This window comes from Thauera phenylacetica B4P (assembly GCF_000310225.1).
In the GTDB taxonomy this organism is placed as follows: Bacteria; Pseudomonadota; Gammaproteobacteria; order Burkholderiales; family Rhodocyclaceae; genus Thauera; species Thauera phenylacetica.
On the sequence record NZ_AMXF01000256.1, the window covers coordinates 1 to 5,457 of the forward strand.

Below are 5,457 nucleotides of genomic sequence, written 5' to 3' on the forward strand. Positions count from 1 at the left end.
GGCCCCGCGCCGAGGTGCGCTGAAGCGGGCGAGCGGACGGCGCGGGCGAACTTGCCCGCGTCCGGCGCGGTCTCACGCCGCATGCCCGCCCGTCCGCTCCGCCGCCTCGTCCTCATCGCCTGCAGCGCGCTGCTGCTCGCCGGCTGCGGCCTGCGCTTCGCCTATTCGCAGCTCGACTGGCTGCTGCCGTGGTATCTGCGCGACTACGTCACGCTGAACGCCGGCCAGCGCAGCGAGCTGGATGTGCGCCTGACCGGCCTGCTCGACTGGCACTGCCGTAGCCATCTGCCCGAATACGTCGCCCTGCTGCGCGCGGCGAACACGACGCTGGCGAGCGAGCGCGTCGAGGCGGCACAGCTCGAACCCTTCCTCGAGCGCGGCGAGGCGCTCTGGCGCGAGATCGTCGTCGAGCTCGAACCCGAGCTGCGCGTGCTGCTGGCCGGCCTGAGCGCCGAGCAGGTGGAAGAGCTCGCCACGTCCTTCGCCCGCCGCGGCGAGGAGGCGCGCGCGGAGTTCCTCTCCGGCGACGCGGCCGCGCAGCACGCCGCCCGCGTCGAGCGCATGGAGGAGCGCCTGCGGCGCTGGTTCGGCCGCATGACGCCGGCCCAGCGCGAGCGCATCGCGGCGTGGAGCCGGGCGCTGCAGCCCACCACCGAAGCCTGGCTGGAGGATCGCATGCGCTGGCAGGGCGAGCTGCTCGACGCCTTGCGCGTGCGCGCGGATGCCGCCGCCTTCACCCCGCGCCTGGCGCTGGTGCTGGCGCCGCGCGAGACGCTCTGGACTGCGCAGCACCGCGCGGCGGTCGCGTACAACCGGGCGCGCACGCTGGAGCTGCTCGCCGACCTGCACGCCCTGGCCGGCGAGGCCCAGCGCCGCCGCCTGCAGGGCGAGATCGACGCGCTCGCCGGCCAGTTCTCGGGCATGGCCTGCACCGAACCGGCTCGCGTTTCCGCGGCCGGCGGCCGATAATCGCGCCCTTCGCCTCCCACCCGCCCGCGCTCCCGCGCCGGCTCTCCCGCATGCACAAGACCGAACTCGACCGCCTCGCCATCGGCCTCATGGTGGTGCTGTGCTCCATCTGGGGCCTCCAGCAGGTCGCCATCAAGCTCGCCAGCGCCGGCATCTCGCCGGTGTGGCAGGCGGGCCTGCGCTCGATCGGCGCCACGGTGATCGTCGTCGTCTGGGCGCTGCTGCGCGGGGTGAAGCTCTTCGAGCGCGACCGCAGCCTCGCGCCCGGCCTGCTCGCGGGCGCGCTGTTCGCCGGCGAGTTCGCGATGATCTTCCTCGGCCTGCAGCACACCACCGCCTCGCGCGGGGTGATCTTCCTGTACACCGCGCCCTTCGTCGTCGCCCTCGGCGCGGTCTGGCTGCTGCCGCAGGAGCACATGCGACGCCGGCAATGGATGGGCATGGCGCTCGCCTTCGCCGGCGTGCTGGCGCTGTTCGGCGAGAACCTCTTCTCGGCGGCCGAGGGCGCATGGGTGGGCGACCTGATGCTGCTCGGTGCCGCGGTGCTGTGGGCGGCGACCACGCTGACCGTGAAGGCGAGCGCGCTGGCGCGAGCGTCGGCCGAGAAGACGCTGCTCTACCAGCTCGGCGTGTCGGCGCTGGTGCTGCCGGCGCTCTCGCTGGCGATGGGCGAGCCGGGCGTGTTCGCGCCCACGCCCATGGTATGGGCCAACCTGTTCTTCCAGGCCGCGATCGTCGCCGGCGTGTCCTACCTCGCCTGGTTCTGGCTGGTGCGCGAGTATCCGGCCACGCGCCTGTCCTCGTTCTCCTTCCTGACCCCGGTGATGGGCGTGCTCGCCGGCGGGCTGATCCTCGGCGAGCCGCTCACGCCCGCGGTGTACGCCGCGCTCGTGCTCGTCGGCAGCGGTATCTGGGTGGCGAACCGGTCGTAGCGCGAAGGGAGACCCGGCCGCGCGCGCGGGTGTGGCGCCGGGGGCAATCGCACGAAGGCCTGTGGGAGCGGGCTTGCCCGCGAATGTGCACGGATCCTTTCGCGGGCAAGCCCGCTCCCACGAGCGCTGCCCAAGCTAGCCCACCCGTTCGTACGATCGCCCTGGAGTGGTGCCCCGTGGGGGGGCGAGGAGCGTGGCGAGCGCTTCAGCCTGCGGTGTCGCTTGTTCGTCGGGGTAGCCCTGTGCTGGTGGTCTCCCAAGATGATTTCGTCAGGACGCCCTTCCTCAAGGTCGGAGCGTCGGCCGGGTTGGCAAACACGCACTTCCATGCTTTTGCAACGTTTGGTAATCGCGCACCGCTCGAATGGTCCGCCTTTGCAGCACGTGCAACCTGGATGATCCGGAGCGTGGCCGTCGGAGAATCCGTGTGCGATTTCCGGGATGTCGTATGGCCGATTTCCCCTCGCGATCAATGCGCCGAGGTCCCGTTCCCGCCCGTCCCGCGCCGTGCCTGCATGCTCCCTCGTAGTCGGAGATCGATAACGAGCGGGCGGCGGAGCAGGGCAGGATCATGTCAGGTCCCGGCTGAGAAAATCCTCCAGTGCCTGCGCCACCTGTTCTGGCTGGTCGTGCTGAAGGTTGTGGCCGGCGTCGGCCACAGTGATCACGCGGACATCGGTGAAGCAATCGAGGTGGTGGCGCAACTCCTCCGGCTTTTCGCCGAAACGCGCCTGCACATACCCTTTTTCCGAGAATAGCATCAGTACGGACGCGCGCACTCGGCGCCAGTTCGCCATCGCGTCCTCGATACGGTACACGAACGGTGCGGGGACTTTGTGCCACGGATCGCAGGCCATCTCGACGGAACCATCGGCACGCAAGCACGACAGGTGGCGCGCGAGAAAGCGCGCGCGCGGGTCAGGCGAGGGTTGAGCGCGCACAGCCTGCCCGCAAGCGCATCATGATCGGCGTAGCGTAGCGCCGCGCCCGCGGTGGCTCTGCCTGAGCGTCGAGCCATCGCCCGAGTAAGGTTGGCGAGTCGGCGTCGGCCGGTGGCTTGAGGCCGAGAAAGTCGAGGATCGCCAGTTGCATTACGCGCTCTGGGCGCAGCCCGGCGTAGGTGCCGGCGATGTTCGCGCCCATGCTGTGGCCGACCAAGCGCACCGGGCCATCCGGCGCATAGTGCGCGAGCAGCGCATCGAGATCGGCGTAGTAGTCGGGAAACCAATACGGGCGATGTAGCCAAGTGCTCTTGCCGTAGCCGCGCCAGTCGGGGGCGAGGACTTGCCAGTCGTGGCGCAGCGCATCGATCACGAACTGGAAGGTGGCCGAGGCGTCCATCCAGCCGTGCAGAAGGAACAACCTCGGCGCATCGACCGGGCCCCAGCGGCGTACGTTGTACTTGAGACCGCGGATGGTGACCCGCTCGGTGGTAGAGGGCTTGAGGACGGTATATGCCATGCGTTCGGATGAGTGTACCCAGGATGATCACGCCTGATCCTGGGCGGGATTTCTCGTGTGCCGCGGTAAGAATCCGTTTCTCTGGAGGAGCAAGTGGCCTCACATCCCCTGGTAGATCGGCCCTTCGCCGCCTTGCGGCACGACCCAGTTGATGTTCTGGGTCGGGTCCTTGATGTCGCAGGTCTTGCAGTGGATGCAGTTCTGCGCGTTGATCTGCAGGCGCGGGCCGGCCTCTTCCTGGACGATCTCGTACACGCCGGCCGGGCAGTAGCGCTGCTCGGGGGCGTCGTAGCGGGCGAGGTTGACCGAGATGGCGACCGACGGGTCCTTGAGTTGCAGGTGGCAGGGCTGCTCTTCCTCGTGGTTGGTGTTCGACAGGAAGACCGAGGACAGACGGTCGAAGGTGAGCACGCCGTCGGGCTTCGGGTAGTCGATCTTCGCGCACTCGGAGGCCGGCTTGAGCTTGTCGTGGTCGGACGAGTTGTGCAGCGTCCAAGGCGCCTTGCCGCGGAACAGCATCTGGTCCATGCCGAACAGGAAGGAGCCCATCCACAGGCCCTTCTTCATCAGCGGCTTGAAGTTGCGGTACTTGTGCAGCTCGGTGTACAGCCAGGACTCGCGGAAGGCGGCCGGGTAGGCGGTGAGCGCGTCGCGCTGGCGGTTGGCGGCGAGGGCCTCGAAGGCCGCCTCGGCGGCGAGCATGCCCGACTTGATCGCGGCGTGGACACCCTTGATGCGCGCGGCGTTGAGGAAGCCGGCGTCGTCGCCGATGAGGCCGCCGCCCGGGAAGATCAGCCGCGGCAGGCTCTGCAGGTTGCCGGTGGCGATGGCGCGCGCGCCGTAGGCGAGGCGCTTGCCACCCTCGATGTGCTTGCGCACCTCGGTGTGGGTCTTCCAGCGCTGCATCTCGTCGAAGGGCGACAGGTGCGGGTTCTCGTAGTTGAGGCCGACCACGAAGCCGAGCGCGACGAGGTTGTCCTCGAGGTGGTAGATGAAGCCGCCGCCATAGGTGCGGTTGTCCATCGGCCAGCCGGCGGTGTGCACGACCAGACCCGGACGGTGCATCTCGGGCTTGACCTCCCACAGCTCCTTGATGCCGATGCCGAAGGTCTGCGGGTCGACGCCCTCGCGCAGGTTGAACTTCGCCTCGAGCTGCTTGCCGAGGTGGCCGCGACAGCCTTCGGCGAACAGGGTGTACTTGGCGTGCAGCTCCATGCCCGGCTGGTGGTGCGGGCCGGGGGTGCCGTCGCGGTTGAGGCCCATGTCGCCGGTGGCGACGCCCTTCACCGCGCCGGATTCGTCGTAGAGGATCTCGGCCGCGGCGAAGCCGGGATAGACCTCGATGCCGGCAGCCTCGGCCTGCTCGCCCATCCACTTGACGAGGTTGCCCAGGCGCACGATGTAGTTGCCGTGGTTCTCGAAGCAGTCGGGGGTGAGCGCGGCCGGGACGCGGCGTACGCCGGTCTCGGACAGGAACACCACCTGGTCCTCGGTGACCGCGGTGGTGAGCGGGGCGCCCTTGTCCTTCCAGTCGGGGATCAGCTCGTTCAGCGAACGCGGATCGATGACCGCGCCCGACAGGGTGTGGGCGCCGATCTCCGCGCCCTTCTCGATCAGGCACACCGAGAGCTCGCTGCCCTTCGCCGCGGCGAGCTGCTTCAGGCGGATCGCCGCGGCCAGGCCTGCGGGGCCGCCACCGACGATCAGCACATCGAATTCCATCGATTCACGCGTCATGATTGCCTCGGATGAAGTGCCTCATTGCGGGGATCGGCCCGCTATAGCGACATGAGGAGACCACGAAAAAACCGGCTCGGCGAACAAGGCGTCGCCGAGCCGGCACAAGTCCGGCAAGGCCGGAGAGCAGGGGAGATCGAACAACTATGCAAGAAGGCCGGAAACGTTCGACGCTCGGGAGCGTCAGTCGAGCTTCGCCGCCATCTCCGGCACCACCTGGAACAGATCGCCCACGAGGCCGTAGTCTGCGACCTGGAAGATCGGCGCTTCGGGGTCCTTGTTGATCGCCACGATCACCTTGGAGTCCTTCATGCCGGCCAGGTGCTGGATCGCGCCCGAGATGCCGACCGCGATGTAG

Annotated in this window: 4 protein-coding genes and 1 pseudogene; 2 read left to right on the top strand and 3 right to left on the bottom strand. The window is 68.8% G+C overall.

Features of this window, described 5'->3' with window-relative positions; all coding sequences use genetic code 11:
- Positions 1–81 precede the first annotated feature (81 nt).
- Together C667_RS19780 and C667_RS19785 are read left to right on the top strand one after the other, a co-directional pair.
- Positions 82–969, top strand: coding sequence for a DUF6279 family lipoprotein (locus tag C667_RS19780; RefSeq protein WP_004378515.1), 888 nt, complete (start codon positions 82–84; stop codon positions 967–969).
- 50 nt (positions 970–1,019) lie between these two features.
- Complete coding sequence (locus C667_RS19785; RefSeq protein WP_004378517.1) at positions 1,020–1,901, top strand: DMT family transporter; 882 nt, start codon at positions 1,020–1,022, stop codon at positions 1,899–1,901.
- A 569-nt stretch (positions 1,902–2,470) separates the two neighbouring features.
- Here C667_RS19785 and C667_RS19790 read toward each other — a convergent pair.
- From C667_RS19790 to C667_RS19800, 3 genes and pseudogenes are all read right to left on the bottom strand, one after another.
- Positions 2,471–3,362, bottom strand: a pseudogene (locus tag C667_RS19790) (alpha/beta fold hydrolase).
- Between the two features lie 99 nt (positions 3,363–3,461).
- Positions 3,462–5,099, bottom strand: coding sequence for an electron transfer flavoprotein-ubiquinone oxidoreductase (locus C667_RS19795; RefSeq protein ID WP_004378519.1), 1,638 nt, complete (start codon positions 5,097–5,099; stop codon positions 3,462–3,464).
- A 183-nt stretch (positions 5,100–5,282) separates the two neighbouring features.
- Positions 5,283–5,457: electron transfer flavoprotein subunit alpha/FixB family protein (locus C667_RS19800; protein ID WP_004378521.1), on the bottom strand; the 175-nt coding region annotated here is incomplete at its 5' end.